At 65.4% G+C, this 410-nt stretch carries 1 protein-coding gene; it reads right to left on the reverse strand.

The window, feature by feature from the left end:
* Positions 1 to 410 (reverse strand): ABC transporter permease subunit (locus tag FNJ47_RS46680; protein WP_347341830.1); only part of this gene is annotated, 410 nt, incomplete at both ends.

The following is a 410-nucleotide window of genomic DNA, read 5'->3' on the forward strand; positions in this document are numbered from 1 at the left end:
TCGCGCCGCCTGCAGCCGCTGCTCGATCAGCGCGGAGAGCACATATTGCTCGGCAAACGTTTTGGCGCCGACGACGTAGGTCGACGGCGCCCGTGCCACCGAAGGTATCAGCGTGGCCGTGACCAGTACGGCGATCCCGACACTGCCGAGCATGGCATGGAGGCGCTTGCGCTCGCGCAATCCGCGCTCGATGAGCGTCAAGAATTGATCGACCGCGAGCGCCAGCAGCGCCGAGGCGACGCAGCCGAACAGCACGAGCACCCAGTTCTGGGTCTGCAATCCGGCGAAGATGTAATTGCCGAGGCTGGTCTGCCCGATCGGCGTCGATAATGTCGCGGTCCCGATCACCCACACCGCCGAAGTGCGGATGCCGGCCATGATCACCGGCAGCGCCAACGGCAATTCCACCG

Origin of the sequence: Bradyrhizobium uaiense (assembly GCF_010811875.1) — a bacterium.
Classification (GTDB): Bacteria; Pseudomonadota; Alphaproteobacteria; order Rhizobiales; family Xanthobacteraceae; genus Bradyrhizobium; species Bradyrhizobium uaiense.